At 62.7% G+C, this 17,934-nt stretch carries 12 protein-coding genes; 9 read left to right on the top strand and 3 right to left on the bottom strand.

Going from position 1 to position 17,934, the window contains the following annotated elements; genetic code table 11:
• The first annotated feature begins 40 nt into the window (after positions 1–40).
• From Q0063_RS08205 to Q0063_RS08165, 9 genes are all read left to right on the top strand, one after another.
• Positions 41–1,180: an exonuclease SbcCD subunit D gene (locus tag Q0063_RS08205; protein WP_297871496.1), complete on the top strand. Its 1,140-nt coding sequence runs from the start codon at positions 41–43 to the stop codon at positions 1,178–1,180.
• Complete coding sequence (locus Q0063_RS08200) at positions 1,177–4,473, top strand: SMC family ATPase (RefSeq protein ID WP_297871495.1); 3,297 nt, start codon at positions 1,177–1,179, stop codon at positions 4,471–4,473. The genes Q0063_RS08205 and Q0063_RS08200 overlap by 4 nt, the downstream gene beginning before the upstream one ends.
• 548 nt (positions 4,474–5,021) lie before the next feature.
• A complete protein-coding gene (locus tag Q0063_RS08195) occupies positions 5,022–6,812 on the top strand; it encodes a chitobiase/beta-hexosaminidase C-terminal domain-containing protein (RefSeq protein WP_297871494.1) in 1,791 nt (596 codons plus the stop codon).
• A gap of 26 nt (positions 6,813–6,838) precedes the next feature.
• Positions 6,839–9,295, top strand: a complete 2,457-nt coding sequence (locus tag Q0063_RS08190) for a hypothetical protein (RefSeq protein ID WP_297871493.1) — start codon at positions 6,839–6,841, stop codon at positions 9,293–9,295.
• 33 nt (positions 9,296–9,328) lie between these two features.
• Positions 9,329–10,054 carry a hypothetical protein gene (locus Q0063_RS08185; RefSeq protein ID WP_297871492.1) on the top strand — a complete coding sequence of 242 codons (726 nt, stop codon included), beginning with the start codon at positions 9,329–9,331 and terminating at the stop codon, positions 10,052–10,054.
• An 87-nt stretch (positions 10,055–10,141) separates the two neighbouring features.
• Positions 10,142–12,739, top strand: coding sequence for an FtsK/SpoIIIE domain-containing protein (locus Q0063_RS08180; protein WP_297871491.1), 2,598 nt, complete (start codon positions 10,142–10,144; stop codon positions 12,737–12,739).
• A 37-nt stretch (positions 12,740–12,776) separates the two neighbouring features.
• Entirely contained in the window at positions 12,777–15,005 is a 2,229-nt protein-coding gene (locus Q0063_RS08175; protein WP_297871490.1) for a hypothetical protein, read from the top strand.
• Positions 15,006–15,026: 21 nt separating this feature from the next.
• Positions 15,027–15,503, top strand: a complete 477-nt coding sequence (locus Q0063_RS08170) for a hypothetical protein (RefSeq protein ID WP_297871489.1) — start codon at positions 15,027–15,029, stop codon at positions 15,501–15,503.
• Complete coding sequence (locus tag Q0063_RS08165; protein ID WP_297871488.1) at positions 15,490–16,089, top strand: hypothetical protein; 600 nt, start codon at positions 15,490–15,492, stop codon at positions 16,087–16,089. The genes Q0063_RS08170 and Q0063_RS08165 overlap by 14 nt, the downstream gene beginning before the upstream one ends.
• A 134-nt stretch (positions 16,090–16,223) precedes the next feature.
• Here the strand turns inward: Q0063_RS08165 and Q0063_RS08160 are convergent, their stop codons facing one another.
• The 3 genes from Q0063_RS08160 to Q0063_RS08150 all read right to left on the bottom strand — a co-directional run bounded on the left by Q0063_RS08160 (position 16,224) and on the right by Q0063_RS08150 (position 17,803).
• Positions 16,224–16,694, bottom strand: a complete 471-nt coding sequence (locus Q0063_RS08160) for a helix-turn-helix domain-containing protein (protein ID WP_297871487.1) — start codon at positions 16,692–16,694, stop codon at positions 16,224–16,226.
• 245 nt (positions 16,695–16,939) lie between these two features.
• Positions 16,940–17,476: an anaerobic ribonucleoside-triphosphate reductase activating protein gene (gene nrdG, locus Q0063_RS08155; RefSeq protein WP_297871486.1), complete on the bottom strand. Its 537-nt coding sequence runs from the start codon at positions 17,474–17,476 to the stop codon at positions 16,940–16,942.
• Between the two features lie 18 nt (positions 17,477–17,494).
• Entirely contained in the window at positions 17,495–17,803 is a 309-nt protein-coding gene (locus Q0063_RS08150) for a hypothetical protein (protein WP_297871485.1), read from the bottom strand.
• Positions 17,804–17,934: the final 131 nt, after the last annotated feature.

Genomic DNA, 17,934 nt, shown 5'->3' with positions numbered 1-17,934 from the left:
CGGTCTTGGTATAATTGCCTGAAAAAGGAGGGTTGATGCCATGAAACTGATTCATCTTTCCGACCTGCATTTGGGAAAGCGGGTCCATGAGTGTTCCATGCTGGAAGACCAGGAGTATATTTTAAATGAGATTCTTCAGAAAATCGACCAGGAGAAGCCCGACGGCGTTCTGATTGCCGGGGACGTCTATGATAAGTCCGTCCCGTCCGCCGAGGCGGTGTCCCTTCTGGATGATTTCCTGGTGTGCCTGTCGAAACGGGACCTGCAGGTTTTTCTCATCAGCGGGAATCACGACTCCGCCGAGCGCATGGCCTTCGGCGGCCGGCTGATGGAGCGCAGCGGCATCCATATCGCCCCGGTGTATAACGGCACGGTGACGCCCCTGACCCTGACGGATGCGTTCGGCCCCGTCGACATCTACCTGCTGCCCTTTATAAAGCCCGTCCACGTGCGTCGCTTTTTCCCCGATCAGGAGATTGCCACCTATACCGGCGCCCTCTCCGCGGCCATCGGGGCCATGGAGCTGGACCCGGCCCGGCGAAACGTGCTGGTAACCCATCAGTTTGTCACCGGCGCTGCCCGGTGCGACTCCGAGGACCTCTCGGTGGGCGGCTCGGACAATGTGGACGTGTCGGTGTTCGACGGCTTTGACTATGTGGCCCTGGGCCATATCCACGGCCCCCAGCAGGTAGGCCGGGAGACGGTGCGCTACTGCGGCACCCCTCTCAAATATTCCTTCTCTGAGGCCGGGCACCACAAGTCCGTCACCGTGGTGGAGCTGGGGGAGAAGGGAGACGTTGCCGTCCGCACGCTGCCCCTGGTTCCCCGGCGTGATCTGGTGGAGCTGCGGGGAACCTATCAGGACCTGACACTCCGGGACTTCTATGAGGGCACCGGCTATCCCGGCTGCTATGTACATATTACCCTCACCGACGAGGAGGACGTCCCCAGTGCGGCCAGCAAGCTGCGGGTCTTCTACCCCCATCTTCTGAAGCTGGACTATGACAACAAACGCACCCGGGCCGGCATGGTGCTGGACATGGAGGAGGATACCCGGCAGCGCTCCCCTCTGGACCTGCTGGATGAATTCTATGAGAAGCAGAACGGCCAGCCCATGGGAGAGGCCCAGCGGGCCTTTGCCCAAGGCCTGATGGAGAAAATCTGGGAGGATGAAGCATGAGACCGCTGAAATTAACCATGTCTGCCTTCGGCCCCTACGCGGGACGGGTGGTTATTGATCTGGAGCGGCTGGGCTCCCGGGGACTCTATCTCATTACCGGGGACACCGGCGCGGGAAAGACCACCATCTTTGACGCCATTACCTACGCCCTCTACGACAAGCCCAGCGGAGACAACCGGGAGGCCTCCATGTTCCGCTCCAAATACGCCCAGCCGGACGTTCCCACGGAAGTGGAGCTGGTGTTTTCCTATGACGAAAAGATCTACAGGGTCCGGCGGAATCCCGAGTATGAGCGCCCCGCCAGGCGGGGCGGCGGCACCACCACCCAGCGCGCGGAAGCGGAGCTCTATCTGCCGGATGGCCGTGTGATTGCCCGGGCCAAGGACGTAAACGCCGAAATTATCCGGACCATCGGGCTGGACCGGAGGCAGTTTTCCCAGATTGCTATGATTGCCCAGGGGGATTTTCTCAAGCTGCTGCTGGCGGACGTGAAGGACCGGCAGGAGATTTTCCGGGAGATTTTCAAGACCCGGTATTACATGGTCTTTCAGGAGCGGCTGAAGGAGGAATCCGGCAAGCTGCGGAGACAGTGCGAGGACGCCCGCGCCAGCGTGCAGCAGTTCATAGGCGGCGTGTCCTGCCAAGAGGACGGCCTGCTTCTGCCCAGGCTGGAGGAGGCCCAGAAGGACACCCTGCCGATCCAGGAGACCCTGGAGCTGATTCAGACCCTGATAGACCGGGACCGGGAGGCAAACGAACAGTACCGGCAGACGCTGGACCGCCTGGACGGGGAGCTGAAGGAGGCGTCGGCCCTGTTGGGCAAGGCGGAGGACCGGGCAAAGACCCGGCGGAAGCTGGAGGAGACCGGAGTCAGGCGGGAGGAGCAGAGCGCCCGGGCTGAGGCCGCCCGAAAGGCCGCCGGGGCGGAGGAGGAGCGCCTCCCCCGGAGAGAGGCCCTGGCGAAGGAGAAATTGGCCCTGGAGGCCGAATTCCCCCGCTATCAGGAGCTGTCCGGCAGGCAGGCCGGGCTTGCCGGCCTTGCGGAGCGGATTGCCGCCCGCAGGGAGGACCTGGACCGGCAGGAGGAAACCCGGCTGGAGCAGGCGGAGCGTCTGGAGGCGGGGAACCGGGAGCTGAAGGCCCTGGACTCCGCCGCGGCGGACTGTGAACGTCTTCTGCGGGAGCAGACCCAGAAGGAGACCCGGCGGGCCGCCCTGGATACCCTGCGCCGGGACCTGGAGGAATGGGAGAATTATGGCCGGCGGCTCCGGACGGAGCAGACCCGGTGCGAGACGCTGCGGACCCGGCGTGAGGAGCTGTCGGAAAACCAGCTCCGGCAGAAGGCGCTTCTGCGGGCCAACAGGGAGACCTGGACGGCTGCCGAGGGGCTGGACGCGGAGAGGGAAAAGCTGATTCACCGCCAGAGCCAGGCCCGGGGGCGGAGGAAGGACCTGGAGCGTCTGACGGCGCTGCTGGAGCGCTGCGGAGAGGCGCAGGCCCAGCTGGAGGCGGCCCAGGCGGACTACCGGCAGGCCCAGGAAGCCGCCGGGGAGGCGGAAGCGGACTGCCAGCGGAAAAACCGGGCCTTTCTGGATGAACAGGCGGGGCTGCTGGCCCAGTCTCTGGAGGAGGGCCAGCCCTGCCCGGTGTGCGGCTCCCTCCATCATCCCGCCCCCGCCGGGATTTCCACCCAGGCCCCCACGGAAGCGGAGCTGGAGCGGGCCAGAGAGGCCGCCGAGGCCGCCCGTCAGGAGGCGAACCGGAAGAGCGCCCGGGCAGGGGAGAAGAAAGCGGCTGTGGAGGAACGGAACCAACAGCTGCTGACCCAGATGACGCCTTATGTGGAGCGCCCCGCTTTGGAACAAGCCGCGGAGCAGCTGCGGGCCTGCCGGGAGGAGACGGACCATGACCTGGACCAGCTTCATCAGGAGCTGTGCGGGCTGGAGGCCAGAATGATCGGCCGGGAGGAGCTTGGCCGGGAGATACAGCGGCAGGAGGAGCAGATTGAGGCCCTGACGGGCCAGGAGGAAGCGGTCAAGGAGGAGATTGCCCAGGCGGAAGCGGTCCGGGGGAATCTCCAGGGACAGCGGGAACAGCTGGAAAGCAGGCTCCGGCGGCAGCTTCAGGAGCATCTGGAGGGCTGTGAGCCGGAGAACGCGGCGGAACGGGCGGCGGAGGCGCTTCAGGCGGCGGAGGCGGAACTGACCCGGGTGCGGGAACAGCTTCAGGCGGCCAGGAAGAGCCTGGACCGGAAACGGGAGCTGGAGGAGCTTCTTCCCCGGCAGGAGACGCGCCTGAAGGAGCTGGAGCAGGTCCTTTCCGAGGGCCGGAAGGAGCTGGCCGGCGAGGAGAGCCGCCGGGAGGAGATTACGGCCCAGATTCAGGCGATGCAGGCAGAGCTCCACTATCCCGACGCCGCCTCCGCCCAGGCGAAGCAGGCGGAGCTGCAAGGGGAGCTTGCCGGGCTGGATGAGGCGCTGAAACGCGCCCGGGAGGCGCTGGCCGCCTGCGAGGTGGAACTGGCCGGAACGGACGCCGCCATTCAGGAGCTGTCCGCGCTGCTGGAGAACGGCGAGGACATCGACCAGGAGGTCCAGAGGGCCCGGAGCCTGGAGCTGGAGAAACAGCGCGCCGAGGCGGCCGAGGCCCAGAAGGCCGTCCATACCCGGCAGGAGACCAACGAAACCGCCCTGCGGAATATCATGAAAAAAGCGGCGGACCTGGAGACGCTGGAAGAACGGTACACCTGGGTCCGCGCCCTCTCCAACACGGCCAACGGAAATCTGTCCGGCAGGGAGAAAATCGCCCTGGAGACCTATGTTCAGGCGACCTTCTTTGACCGGATTCTCCAGCGGGCCAACGTCCGCTTCCTGATTATGTCCGGCGGGCAGTATGAGCTGAAGCGCCGGAGGGAGGCGGGGGACTACCGCAGCCAGAGCGGCCTGAAGCTGAATGTCATCGACCATAATAACGGCTCGGAGCGGGGCGTCGAGTCTCTTTCCGGCGGGGAATCCTTCAAGGCGTCTTTGTCCCTGGCCCTGGGCCTTGCCGACGAGATTCAGTCCAGAGCCGCCGGGGGCATCCGCCTGGACACCATGTTTGTGGATGAGGGCTTCGGCTCCCTGGATGAGGAATCCCTCCGGCAGGCCCTTCAGGCCCTGAGCGATCTGACCGACGGAAACCGGCTGGTGGGCATTATCTCCCACGTGTCGGAGCTGAAGGAGAAGATTGACAGGCAGATTGTCGTGACCAAGGACCGGGACGGCGGCAGCCGGGTGGATATAATCACCTGACCAACGGCCCTCAACGCCGGAAGGCCGGGCCCTGAACCAACCGGCTCCCCGGGGCATTGTTCCGGCCTGAGCGCGTCCCGGCGCTTCGGAGCGGACCCGTTCATCCGGCGGAGCTCCACCGTGGCCGGAACCGTATGCGCACCGCCCTGGGGGCGGGCGGAGACCGGATTCCATAAGGGCCCCCATCAAAGAGATTTCCCAGCAGCAGACAGCCGTGCGGCGCGAGAGCGCCGGGCGGCTGTCTGTTTCCCGTTTCCGCCCGGCGGACGCCGGAAATCAGACGGAGAAAGGGCGGACACATGGATGGAGCCCCTGCCTCCGGTTTCCGAGCCCGTCCCCCGGGTTTTGCCGGGCCCCCTGCGGCTCCGGCAGGTCAGATATGGAATTTGTATAAAATGTACAAGAAAACGCGAAAAATATCGTAATATATATATATATATATTGTGAAAAGTGTGCTAAACTCAAAGGACTGCGGGTAAATGGCGGCATTTTTCGACCTGTTGCCCCTTAAAGATATTTGATCCTGCATACCGGGAGGGATGTTTAAAATGAAGGCTTTGCTTGTCCCAAAGTCCTCTGAAAAACCGGCGGAAGCGCTCGTCGAAGTGCCGGAGAGCGGCGGGGCTGTTTCCGCGCCGGACTACGGGAGCCAAATCCGCCGGGTAAAGGCGGTTCTGGCGTTGATTCTCTGCCTGAGCTTTGGTCTTTCCATGCTGCTGCGGGCCGATTTCGTGCGCCGGAGGCGGCTGCTGGTCCAGGCCTGGCTCACCGGCGACCCCGAGGAACAGATTGAGCTCTACCATGAGAGCCTTTACTATGGAACCAGCCTCTCCGCCGAAAAGGGCCTGGTGCGGGCCTATGCCGAGGCCGGCCGCTGGGGGGACGCGGGCAGTCTGGCGGAACGCCTGCTGCTGGAGCACCCGGAGGACGCCTGGCTCAGCGCCTTCAAGGAGGAGCACACACCGGCTCCGCCTCAGGTTTCCATGCCCGGCGGTACATATGACGACAATGTGTCCCTCCAGTTTTCCCTGGAGGACGACGGCGGCCCGGCCTATTACGGGGCGGAGATTGTCTGCGAGCTGGACGGAATGCCGGTGGAGGGGTCCGCTCTGATGTTCACCGAGAACGGCGATTACCGGCTGACGCTCCGGACCTGCAACGGCTTTGGGTTTTCCTCCCCCCAAACGGAATACACCTATGTCATTGACAAGCTGATTCCCCTGCCGCCGGAGGCGGACACGGCTTCCGGCTATTTCCTGGAGGCGGTTCAGGTGTCCCTGTCTCAGCCGGAGGGCTTCCCGGTTCATTACACCCTGGACGGCTCCGAGCCCGATTCCGATTCCCCTATCTGCGAGGGTCCCATTGCCATAGAGGCCGGGCGCACCTTGCTCCGGGCCGCCGCCTGTTCCCCCAAGGGCGTGCTGGGGGAGGAACGGGAATACTATTATCATGTGCGTCCCTGGAGCAGCGGGTCCTGGCGCCGGGGCCTGATTACCGCCCATGGAGATTATTACTTCCAGGACGGCCAGCTGAAACGGTACATAAACGGCGAGGAGGCCGACGGAGGCATTTCCCTGAGTCAGACCCCCTCTTGGGTCTGCGAGTACAACGACGGCTTCCTGATTGCCGCCGGGGCCCGGATTTACACCTGCGGACTGGAAGACCGGGAGCTTGTTTTGCTGGCGGAGGCGCCCGACTCTGTGAGTGTGATTTACCCTGCGGAGGGGGACGGATTTGTTCTGATAAGCGGCGGCCGGCTGTATCTTCTGCGGGACGGTCAGTTTGAGGATTTGTCCAGCGCAGTTCGCTGTATGTGCGCCACCCCGGACCCGGCCCTCTTTTATCTGGGGGGCTCCGACGGGCTCTATACACTGAAGCTGCCGGAGCGCGCCATTGAGCAGATTGCGCAGACCGGCGGCGCCGTGAAGTCCATGGCTCTGGGCGGCGGCAGCCTGTTTTTCGACTCTAACGGCAGCATTTACCGGTACAATCTGAGCACGGCACAGCTGAGCGATATTCAAAAGGCCGAATCCGAAACCTATCAGGAAGACCCCTATCTGCTCACCAACGGATTTGAGCAGGTCACCACCGTCTCCTATGACAGTGTCTATTATGCCAACGGACGGCTCTATTACCGGGAAGAGATCACCTATGAGTGGGCGGAGATACCCTGGTCGGTGCCCACGCGGCGCATCAACCAGTCCACCGACACAACGGAGGTCTGGGCGGCGTACAATTTCAAGACCGGGAAACAGGAGCCGATTGACGCCCCGAAGCTCCAGCTGGGGAACGGATACTGCCGCCTGCCGGACAGCGGGTCGGTGCTGGCTCAGAAGTAGAGGCGGAGAGAAAGAGAGGTGCTGTCATGGCTGACAAAATATTGCTTCCAGGGCTGGACGAGCCCCAGACCCTGGAGGCGTTCTGCCGCGCCTACCTCTCCTACCGTTCCGAGGTGGAGGCGGAGGCCCTGCGCCTGGAGCAGGCGGCGAGGGAGAAGAGAGCGCTTTTGGAGGCGGCTCAAAAGGATGCGGAGGCCCTTCCCGCAGAGATCAAGCGGGTCAAGGCGGATATCCGCCGGGTGAAGGGGGAGCTGGCCGGTCTTCAGGAGCGGGGCCGGGCCCTGTCGGAGGACGGCGGAGACGGAGAGGAGGCCGCCCGGGAAGAAGAGGAGCGCCGCCGCCTGCTGGCGGAGTATGAGGAGGGCATCCGGAGGCTGGAGGAGGAATCCCGGCGCTTCCGGCAGTCCCAGGAGCAGAGCGGCGCGTTTATGGAGACGCTGCGGGCCTATCAGGCCCTGGCTGGGGAGACGGAGCCCTTCCGGGAGCTGGCGGAGCACAATGTGAGTGTGATTTGCCAGTGCTTTCCCACGGCGGTTCCCAAGATAACCGGGTGGATGAGTCTTCCGGTGGATATGGTGGAGGAGGACATTCAGTCCCGCCTGCCGGCCCGGAGGGAGATGGAGGGGGCTGTCATTGTCCGGCCCCTTCAGACCGCGAAGCTGATTGACGCGATGATGGTTCCGGACAGCTGCACGTCCAGCCTGTGGAGGCGGGGGGAGCTGGTATTCTGGCAGAGAGCGCTGGCGCTGCTTTTGCTGGCCGGCGTCGCCGGGAGCGTTTTGCTCTCCCCGTGGTGCGTGCCCGCCGCGGTTCTGCTGGCGCTGGCGTCGGCGGTGGTTCTGAACCGGCGGAGGAACCGGACCATTGAGGGGCTGGTCCCCTGGGATGAACTTCGGCTGTACCGCTTCATTCTGAACTACACCCTGGAGGATGCGGAGCGCCTGGCCCGGGAGAGCCACGGTCTCCCTGCCCAGAGCAGCGAGGAATACGCCGCCGCCCACCAGGAGCTTCTGAGCGGCCTGAGCCGGAAGCGGAGCGAGCTGGAGACCCTGGCCGCCCGGGAGCGGGGAGCCCTGGACCAGGCCCGGCAGGACTGCGGGGCCCTGGAGCGGGAACAGAAGGGGCTGTCCGCCAAAGCCGGCAGAAAGGACAGCCGTCTGGGATATGCCCTTCAGAAGCGGAAGAACGGCCTGGAGCTCACGGCCAACGAAACCATGCTGCTGAACGAATACGAGGCGTCTCAGGTAAAGCTGCGGGAGCGGATGTCCGCTGCGGAAGACCGTGTCGCCCAGTCCCAGGACCGGCTGACCCGGCTGGAGGAGGAACTGACCCGGATTGCCGGGGAGGTTCGCCGTCAGAAGGACAGCTATGAGCAGACCCACAGCCGGCTTTCCCAGATTGAGGCAGTTCGGGGAGACGCCGGAAGCCAGATCGAGGCCCGCCGGGCCGCCCTGATGGAGGAGCGGGCCCAGGCCTTGGAGCAGCTTCAGAAGGACCAGGCCCTCCGCCGGGAGCGCCGGCGGGAGGAACGGCAGCGGAAGGCACAGGAGACCCAGGCGGGTATTGGCCGGGAGCTTCAGTCCCGCGAGGCCTCCCTGAACACCCTGACCCGCCGCCTGGAGGAGCTGGAGCGGCTGAGCCGGGCGGATCAGCTGGCCCCCCTCCGGGAGGAGAGCCGTTCCGCCGCCCGCCAGGCGGAGGAGCGGAGAGCTCTGGCCGGCGCGCTCTGCACCGCCGAGGTCTGGCAGGAGAACTGTGCGGCCTGGTTCCAGGCCAGCCAGGAGCTGCTGAGCCGGCCTCCGGAGTCCTTCGCCATCCGGAGCGCCGCCTATGTCATGGGTCCCTCCGGTCCCTACCGGCTGGAGCATGGCTGTCATCCCTGCGTCCTGCTGTATGACGCCCCCGGAGAGGGACAGGAAAGCCGTCCTTCCTATTATCTGGAAAAGACCGTCAAGGCCATCATGTTCGGCCTGCGGTACAGCAGCGCCCCCGGTCTGGTGGAGTTCGCGGTGGTGGACGAGTACGGAAACGGCGGCAGGGCGGGGGAAGCCGCCGGGAAGTGCTATGGCAGCCCGGACCTGGAGGAGCTGAACCGGCTGGTAGACCGGTGGATACAGGAGCTGCGCCAGGAGACGAAGGGACACACCGTCAGCGCCTTCAACCAGGCGCAGGCGCAGTATCTGCTGGAAAACCGGATTGTAAGCGGCCCGGAGGAAGTGGTGGGCCAGATGAGGAAGACGCTGTTTGTGTTCGTCATGCCTCAGATGACCGCCCGGGACCGGCCCCTGAACCATCCGGACCTCTGGCGGAAGCTCCGGGACGACTGCGGCGACTTCGGCTTTGTGCCGCTGCTGCTGATTCCAAAGGGCGACTGGGAATCCGCCCTGTCGGACAAACGGGGCGGAACCGCCTTCGCCGCCGCCGTGCGGGACGAGCTGAATTCCCTTACGCATATTCAAAAGATTGAAATTCCCCTGAATTAACCGGACGTTTTGATTGAAGGAGAGGAGATTATCATGGCATTTGATTTTGAAAATGGCGCTGAAGTAATGTTGGAACTTACGGACCGTGTTCTCTCGGCCGCCAACGACGCGGTTGAGTACTTGATGACGAAGAGCTTTACTTCGATGCTGGATAACTATCCCTGGCAGTACCTTCAAAAGTATCTGCTGGAATTCTGCGGCATGGTGGACCAGAACCTGGCCAAAGAGATTGTGGAGCGATTGGAGCATTTCTTCGGCGGGGCGGGGAGCTTTGAGGATTTCGCGTCGTCCACAGACAACAGCGATGCGGCCATTGAGGCGGCGCGGGGGATTCAGAACAGGATTCTCACGGATGTTCCGTCGTTTCTCAGCAATTACCAGAGCACCTATATCAACGCTCTGGAACAGCAGCTTCAGTCCAGGGCGGAAGCCAGATATGCCGACGGTCTGGCGGACGAGCTGAACGGTGCGGCGCGGATGTTCCTGGAGCGGCTGGAAACATCGCTCAACGGGCTGAGGGCGACCATTCAGGAGGCGGCAGAGGAGAACAACCTGGTTTATCCCATGCTTTCTGTGGCCGAGATTGTGATAGGCCGGACCGAGGCCTATGGCACTGCGTTCGCGGAAAGCATCCCCGGGTTCATCCATGATGCGCAGGAGCTGCTGGGCAAGGCCTCCGCCGCCGCCCAGAGCGCCACGGAAAACGCCGCGGCCTCCGCCAAGAACGGCGTCAGCTTCACGCCGCCCTCCGGAATATAAGATAAGACAGAGTTACGGGATTCCGCCCCGCCACCCCATTGTGGGCGCGCGGGGCGGAATGCGGTTTTATAAGAGGAGGCATGGGATATGGATGGGATTTTATGGCATGAGGATTTCCGCAGGTGCCTGCTGACCTACCACGAAAACGAGGAGACCGGTCCCGCCTGGGACGAGGTCATCTATACCTCCGCCGACCGGGAGCTGTATCTGTGCCCGGAGGCGGACGATCTGCTGTATCGGAAGACCGCCCAACAGGAGCGGATTGTCGACTACAGCGACGATCACCCCAAGTCCAGAGACATCTTCCGCCAGCTGATTCAGGAGGCCGATCTTCCCCCCGTCAAGTGGCAGGGCGGCCCCTACTACTGGCGGCACAAGAGCATCAACGGGCTGAACCTTCGCCCGGGCCAGCTGGACGGCCGGCCGGACCGCCCGGCGGCCGTTACCCTGGGAGACGACGCCGTCCACGGCCTGATTGTGGGCCGGACGGGCTCAGGCAAATCCGTGCTGCTGAACAATCTGCTGGTGACGCTGATGGACGAATACGCCCCTTGGGAGCTGAGCCTTTACATGGTGGATATGAAAAAGGTTGAGTTCGGCGCGTTCATGTCAAAGGGGCAGGAGGCGGCCCACGTAAAGGCCTGCGCCGCCACCGGCGAGGTCCGTTATATCATCTCCATGCTGGAGACCCTGGAACGGGTCATGCAGATGCGGCAGAACTTTTTCACCGCCATCGGCTGCAAAAAGCTCTCGGATTTCCGGAGAGAAAACCCTACGCTGCTGCTGCCCCGGGTCCTGGTGGTGGTGGACGAGTTTCAGCAGCTGTTTCTGAACGCGGCGGGCCGGGAGCGGGACGATATTCTCCGTCTCATCAGCTCCATCACCCGCCTGGGCCGCGCCACGGGCTTCCATCTGCTCTTCGCCAGCCAGGAGATGACGGGCACCGGCGTCGGGGGCCTGCTGGGGAATTTCAAGCTCCGGATGGCCCTGCCCTGCGACGCGCCGGTGTCCTCGGAGATTCTGGGCAATTCCGCCGCGGCGGAGCTGGACAAGGGCTGGGTTCTGGTCAACAGCGCCGGCGGCGACGAGAGCCGGAACCAGCGTTTCCGGGTCCCCTTTGTGGACCAGGTGAAGACCGGGCGGGAGTCTGCGGCGGCACTGGAAGACCAGTATCTGCAGGGGCATTTGACATTTGTCCGCCAGATGGCCCGGCAGTCGGGATTCCTGCGGGCCCAGACGCAGAAGTACTATCAGGAGGACCTGCAGTTTGACATTTCCCTGTTTGAGAACCGGGTCCTGCCCAAGATCCGGCCCGCCCGGGAGGGGAAGACGCGGGAACGGGGGAAATACCTGGACGCCTTCGCGCTGGGCAGCACGGTGCTCTATTCCACCGCCAGGGTGGACCTGGAGAACATCTGTGTGGAGCGGGGGCGGGGGCAGAACATCATGGTCATCGCCCCGGACCCCGGGGACCTGGTCTACCTGCAAAAGCTGATGGCGGATAATCTGGCCTCCTCTCCCCGGCTTCACCAGCCGGGAGGGCTGGAGCTGGATTATGTCTCCTTTGACCCGGTGCTGGCCAGCTATTATCCCATTCAAAGCGATCCCTTTCTCCTGGCGGCGGGACTGAAGCCCAGGATGCTGGACGAGGCCGGCCTGCCCGGCCTGATTCGGGAGCTTCTGGTGCGGAAGGTGCTGTTCCGTTACCTGTCCGGGCCCCTGCTTCCGGCGGAGGTCTGTTTTGAGCGGGCTTCCCTGGAGCTGCTCCAGTCCCTGGAGAACTGCCAGGCGCGGGAGCGGGACCGGCAGATTGCCCTGTATGATGTGTCCGGCCTCCGCGTTCTGCGGGACAACCTGCTCAAGGAGCTGAAGAACCTGCCGGAGGAGGACCTGGAGGGCTTCATCGCCCGGCGGAAGGCCGGCCCGGAGGATTTGCCTCCGGCGTCCGGCCAGCCGGGGTTCTCCGCCCCGGTCTCTCCGGGACTTGCGGCCCGAAGCGCCATACCCAATTTCCGCAGGCCTGCCGCCGCCCCTGAGACCCCGGCCTCCCCGCCGCCCCCTCCGCCGCCTGACCCTGCCCTGCTTGCCCGGGTTCAGGAGGGCCTGGAGCTTTTCCTGACGCTGCTGCGGCACTATGCCGCCTGCCGGGCGGGGACTCCCATTCAGGACCAGCTTCCCCTGTGGGCCGTCATGATGAGCAATACCACCATGAGCGACCTGCTCAGCGCCGCTTCTCCCCGCCGGGATATCCGCGTTTTCCAGGAGGAGCTGATCCCCCAGGCAACCGCGTGCCAGACGCTGTTTCTCTACTTCACGTCGGAGGCCGGGAATCCCCTGCTCCGGGGCGGCTTCAACTACTTCTTCGTCTGCGGAAACCGGGAAAAAGATTATACCTACTGCCGTATGCGCTACACCAACAAGGCCCCCGGGTCCATTGTGGTGGACTGCCGCATCCACAGCAAGAATGTGGAGCGCTCTTTCAAAAAGTTCCGCTGGCTCCCGGCCCAGCCCTCGGCGGACGCCCTGGACCTGAGCGGGGTTCAGGACCTCTACGAGGAGGATGGGAAGGGAGAGGAGGAAATTCGGGAAATGGAGCTCCCGCCTCCGGAGACGGCGGAACGCAGCCCCGCCCCGCGGCTCCGGAAGACGGAAAGTCCCCAGAAATCTGCGCTGGATTTCTTTTGAATTTGAGATGACTGAGAGAAAAGGGTGAACAATCGTTATGGAAATGGAGTTTTCTGAGCAAGCCAGAGAAGGCTTCCAAAAAGAGCTGACGGTCTGCCTGGAGCATATGGCAGCGGCCCGGCAGCAGCTGACCGGCACACTGCTGGAGCAGTTGACCGCCATCCAGTATGAGCCCCTGAAGAATCAGGTTGTGGGACTGCTGGAGGGCTTGAACGGGCTTCCCTCCAATGAGGGGGATTCTCCCATGACGCGGTTCCTGGAGCTGGCGGACGGCCGGGACGCGGTGCTGACAGAGTGCCGCCAATGGAGCCGGATTCTGGAGGAACGCCTGCAAGAGGAATTCAGGGCGTTCCCGCTGGAGGCCTTCCGAGAGCTTCCTGCCGTCAGCGTCAAGGTTTCCAGCGGGGACTATGACGGCGTCAGTGGGCAGTTTCAGAGGTATGCCCAGGAGGTCCGGCAGCTGGCCTCCGCCTATCAAAGCGCCGCCGGCGAAGAGCGGAATCTGATTCTGCAAATCGCGGAGGATTATGTCAGCAGGACCTATCTGCAGCTTGCCGTCCGGCTGGCGGAGACCGCCGCGGAGCAGATGGAGCGCAGCCGGAGGGAATTTGAGGACAAACTGGAGGCGGCGAACCGGCGGGCCCAGGCGGCGGCGGAAGGCGCCGCTGTGAATGGCGGACGGCAGTCAGGGGCGGAGGCCGCCCCGGCGGCGGGGAACGCTCCGGCGTTTGCGGGCCCTGCTGGACAAGGCCCTGCCGTCGCCCCGGTGAAGACCGAAGAAGTCCTGTCGGAGACGGAAGAAACCCCGTCGGAGACAGAAGAAACCCCGGCGGAGACGGAAGAATCTCCGGCGGAGACGGAAGAACCTCCGGTGGAGACAGAAGAAACCCCAGCGGAGACGGAAGAACCTCCGGTGGAGACAGAAGAAACCCCGACGGAGACGGAAGAACCTCCGGTGGAGACGGAAGAACCTCCGGCGGAGACAGAAGAACCTCCGGTGGAGACAGAAGAACCTCCGGTGGAGACGGAAGAACCTTCGGCGGAGACGGAAGAACCTTCGGCGGAGAGGAAAAAAACTCCGGCGGAGAGGGAAACCCCCCCGTCCAAATCTTCCGTGCATCCGGACTCTGCTCCCCCAAAGCAGCCGGCGGATATTGAGGAGTGGGTGCAAAAAAAGGCGGATGAGGTGAAAGAACAGTATCCCCATTTTTACGCAGGCTGCGAGAATTCCATCAAAGAGGCCCTTGAACAGAGCCAGACCGAGGAAGAGATGAGACTGCAGGTAGACAGCTTTCTGGCGGTTGGGAAGCGTATAGAGGAAGAGTTCAAAAGGATGGAGGAATCCCTCCCGAAGCAGCAGCCGGAATACTCCGGCCCTTCGGACCTGACGGCTCTGCACAATAATCTGCGGGAAATCTGTTCCTTTGCGCGGACGCAGCTGGATGAGGAATACATGTATCAGGAAGCAATCCTTGACAAGCGTGACAAAAGGCTCGAAAGATGGAACAATATTGCCACCGGAGCGGTTGCGTTGGCGACGCTTACCGCGGGCTTACAGGGGAGAATTGTTTTGGGGGGGCTGTATCTGCAGTCCCGGAACGAACTCGAATTTGTAAAGAACCGCGCCTTTGAAGCGCAGGCGGGAACGACGCTTACCAGTATGCTCCTGCCGAAGTTAATTAAGAAGATGATTCCTCCGGAGAAATTGAAAGCGTGGCGTGTAAAAGAGCTGGAACGTGTGGCCTGGCGGAGTATGAAGCGTGAGGAACTGGAACGGAAAAAATACTTCATCACTCATGTTAAAAATATGCTGGAAGTAAGGAGCTTTGGCCTGAAAGAGGACAACTCGGAAATCGGGAGATTTCAGTATTTTCCGCTGGTCCGTCTTCTACGGGACCTGCCTGATAAGGAAGCCCATCCGCTTTCAGAAACTGCCCAGCGGAAGATCGAAGCCTGCTTTATCGGCTCCCTTTGCTTCCTTTACAGTACATGGCCCCCAGAGGAAAAAGGCCAGGACGGTATTGTAAGCACCGTGCGTCCGGGGAAATGGGAAGAGGCAAACGAGTTTCGGAATTATTACAGCCTGTTCCTGGCGCTGAACAGGCTGGCGCTTCAGGACGCGTTCATCGACCAGGCGTTTGTCAATCGGATACAGAGCCAGGTTGAGGCGTATACCCAAGCCTGGTTTAACAAGGCATGTGGGCCAGGGAGTCTGAACGCGAATATTGATTTGCTGGAATACCTGGAAGAAGAATCCACCAGCTGAAAGAGGAAAGGAGAATGATTCATGTCTACGGAACTGGCAGCCCAGATCGGTCTGATTCGGAATGATATGGCCCGGCTGGAAAGCATTCTGCCGGCGCAGATGATTCAAAGAGTGCTGTCCGGAGCGGACGCCGGCGTAAGCAGTGAGGCGGTGGCCGCCTATCGGGAGATTCGGATATTCAAGCATACGCGGGGGTGGCTGTTAAAGGCCCTGCGCAGGGTTCTGATGCCCACCCGCCTGGTGACCAGGGGGGTATTCAGCCGCCGCGTCCGCCTGTCGCTTTCCGCCGCGATGTATGCGCTGTTTCTGGGAATAGTCTGGTACATTCTGCTGTCGAACGATGTGATGTACGGCCTTGCCTGCTTTCTGACGTGGGTGGTGGTGATTCTGGCGGCGCTGGCGCCCTATATAGCCGCCTGTTTTTATCTGCGGAAGAACCGGGATGTCTACCGGTATATCCGGAAGCTGGAGGAGGCGAGTGTCTATGGCCTGGAATAATTTTATCCGCGTCAGCAAGCGGCAGACCCGCAAAGTCCTGACGCTGTATACCATCAACGGCTGCACACAGGAGCAGATCGGCGCCCAGGTGTTTCCCGCCGGCGTGGAACGGAAGCTGTCCAGGACCGTCCTGACCCGCCGTGTGCTCCATGTCTTCGGCCTGGGGATGCGGAACCGGAGCGCCTTTCATCAAGAGGGCCTGACCCCCGCCGTCATCGAGGAAATCCTCTCCAATCCCCTGCTGCCGTTCCCTCTGCTGATTCCCCCCGACAGGGAGCCGGAGGGGATGATCTCCTTCAATGCCGAGGTTTCCCGGCAGATTAACGGAGAGGGCCGCTACTCGGCGGCCTATGGGATTTTCCAGAATGTGCTGGCCCTTTTGGCCATTGCTGCCATCCAGGCGGCGGGTTTCCTGCTGGGGAGCAGCGGCGCGGTCCTTTGCGCGCCTCTGATGATTTATTGCGCCGTCTCCCTGCTGGTGGAGGCCAGGGATGAAGAGCGCAACGATAAGCGCCGGGGCGGCGTGCTCATCATGGTGCTGTTGTTCCTGTTCATGGCCTGGATGGCCTGGATGTCGAGGAGCTGAACCGCTCCGGACAGGCCCCTCGTTTCCCGGAGGCGGTTCCGGACCGCCGTGCCTGACATGGCGCGAAACAAAAAACCGAATCAAAAAAACCAGGCTGCCGAATCTGTTTTCGGCAGCCTGGTTTGATTGTAGGGTTACTCGTTCCAGCGCCGGTCCAGCTCCCGCCGGACCGCCCTGGACAGCAGCTCCTGTCCCTCCGGGGACCGGAGGACCTCCGTCACGGCGGAGCGGATCAGGGCCTGAAAGGCGGGGCTTTTCAGCAGCGCGCCGAAGACCGCCCCGTCCTCCTGCACGGCGGCGGGCCGGCTTTTTTGAGATGCCTGCGGAGCCGGGCGGACCGCCGGGGCGGGCTCGTCTCTGGGCAGGTCGCCGCCGTTGAGCCAGTTGTCCGTCTGGGTGGGGTCGTCCTGCTCCCCCCGGAGATAGAGAATGGAGACGCCGAAATAGTCCGCCAGCTTCTTCTGCTGGTCCTGGGAGGGGGTCTGCCGCCCGGTCTCGAATTTTTCCACCGCCGTCCGGGGGAGCCCCAGGGCGGCGGACAGGGCGGGGCGGCTGAGGCCCTTTTCCGTGCGCAGGGCCTCGATGCGCTGTGCCATGGTCACCATACTGTTTCCTCCATGCGCTCCGGGTGAGCGCCTCGTAATACCGGGGACCTGTGGACAGGTCCCCGTGCTTGTAATTTAGAATCTGTATTCACAACCGCTGAACGCTGCCTGAACGCCTTTTTTCCGGCCATACCGCGTCGGTTTTCCTGGCAATCTGTCAGGATTGCCACGGGCGCGAAAGATCTCCTTGTCTGACAGGAAAAATTTCCGCCCATCCAGCATTCCCCGGCCATGAATGCAGGTTCTCACCGCTTCCGGTCCGGCAGGCAGACCAGGGCTCCGGCTTTCCGGCTGGCGTTCAGGTCCAGAAGACGCTGGTTGGAGCTGCCCCGGAACCGCAGGGAAATGTCCTTCAGCGCCTCCACAAAGCGCCCGTCCACCAGCACGTCCACCAGACTCAGCAGCGCTTCCGTGGCCTCGCAGTGGGCATGGCTCTCCGGGCTCAGAAGCTCTTCATAGGTAAAGCCGCTGTAGGCCCAGATATTTTTGCTGTTCCCCGGGTACGCCGCCCGCACCCGCCGGAGGAAGGGCAGCAGCGCCCGCTGGTTCTCCGGCTCGAAGGGCTCGCCTCCCAGCAGGGTCAGGCCGTTGATGTAGTCCGGGGCCAGCAGCTTCAAAATGCGGTCCTCGGTCTCCCGGGTAAAGGGCTGCCCGTAGTCAAAGGCCCAGGTCTGGGGCTGGAAGCACTGCTCACAGTGGTTGGTGCAGCCGGAGACGAAGAGGGTCACCCGGACGCCTTCGCCATTGGCAATGTCGCAGTCTTTGATTTCACCGTAATACATAGCGCACTCCATTCCTGTTCAGCAGTAATTTGCCAAATACCAGACCCACACAAGGATCAAAACGACCGGCGGCGCACCGGCGGAAGCCGCGTGCTTTTCTGCGGAGAGCCCCGGCCCGCGAAACAGCCGCAGCAAAGCGGCGATCCAAAAGAGCGGGGCGGATACCAGAACGATGCAGACCACACTCAGAAACACGTCTTCAAGCAGCGGAGCGGTCTTTCCCGGAGAAAGCATCGTGATGAAGAAGACCGCCACGGCGCATAAGGCCGCCGCCTGCTGTCCCCAAAACAAAATGTTAAGAACACGGACATAGGCTTTTTTCAACATTTCCCTAATTCCTGAGCTTCTCAGAGGTGGAGCGGCCGGTCCCGGCTTGTATCTCCACTCTTCACTCTCAACTCTTCACTCTCAACTCTCCACTCTGAGTTTAGAGGTGGAGCCCCCGATTCCGGCTTGTA

The organism is uncultured Oscillibacter sp., assembly GCF_947654275.1.
In the GTDB taxonomy this organism is placed as follows: Bacteria; Bacillota; Clostridia; order Oscillospirales; family Oscillospiraceae; genus Oscillibacter.
Note: the sequence above shows the minus strand (reverse complement) of the source record. Positions and strands in the feature narration are given on the sequence as shown.